Source organism: Streptomyces katrae (assembly GCF_000966975.1).
GTDB lineage: Bacteria > Actinomycetota > Actinomycetes > Streptomycetales > Streptomycetaceae > Streptomyces > Streptomyces katrae.
Genome location: NZ_JZWV01001300.1, coordinates 1 through 715 on the forward strand (window position 1 = coordinate 1; position 715 = coordinate 715).

The following is a 715-nucleotide window of genomic DNA, read 5'->3' on the forward strand; positions in this document are numbered from 1 at the left end:
GGGCACCTCCCGGCGGTAGCCGGGGGAGGGTCTGTGGGCGGAGCTCCCTGGGGTCAGGCGGGGTCTTCCCGGAGCGGGGGCGCAGGCGGGGGAACCGGGAGGAAGCGGCCTGCTTTCAGGGTGAGTTGGCTCGAGAAGTACGCCGCCGCGTCCGGCCGCATCCGCGCCAGCGCCACCATCCCGGTGATGATGACGTCGCACACCTCGTCGTGCACGTCCTCCCAGCTGTGCGACCGCCCCTTCCGCGGGTTCGACCCGGTCGCCCCGATCACCGCCTGCGCGGCCTCCCCGAACTCCTCGCCGATCTTCAGCACTTGCAGCACATGGCTCTGCGGCGGCACCACCCCCCGCTCGGCGGCCGCCGCCTCGAAACGGGCGGCGAGGGCCCGGACCGTCTCCCAGTCGGCGGACCCGGCCGCCTCGACCGGCCCGTCCCCACCCCGGAGTTGCTCCGTCATCGGCCGTCACCCCTGTCCTCCCGGAAGCGACGAGCCTACCCCTCCCGGCCCGTTCCCCGCCCGTCCCCGAACCGCCGCCACACCGCCGGCCCCGAACTGATCAGCACCGTCAGGGCCACCGCCGCGGCCACGCCCTTCCACGGCTCGGAGAACAGCGAGCCGCCCAGGATCCCGATCAGCCCGTACGTCGCCGCCCAGGCCAGGCAGGCGGGCGCGTCCCCCCGGGCGAACCGCCGCAGCGGCAGCCCGCCCAGGAG

At 75.4% G+C, this 715-nt stretch carries 1 protein-coding gene and 1 pseudogene; both read right to left on the reverse strand.

Translation table 11 applies throughout. The annotated features are described in order from the left end of the window. Window positions 1-53: 53 nt before the first annotated feature. Window positions 54-458, reverse strand: a complete 405-nt coding sequence (locus VR44_RS36390; RefSeq protein WP_045951940.1) for a MazG-like family protein — start codon at window positions 456-458, stop codon at window positions 54-56. A gap of 35 nt (window positions 459-493) precedes the next feature. Beyond that, window positions 494-715 (reverse strand): annotated as a pseudogene (locus VR44_RS36395) (DedA family protein); the annotation flags it as partial.

Excerpts from the sequence above, each read along its gene's own strand:
- VR44_RS36390 (WP_045951940.1), bottom strand. The coding sequence starts at position 458 with ATGACGGAGCAACTCCGGGGTGGGGACGGGCCGGTCGAGGCGGCCGGG.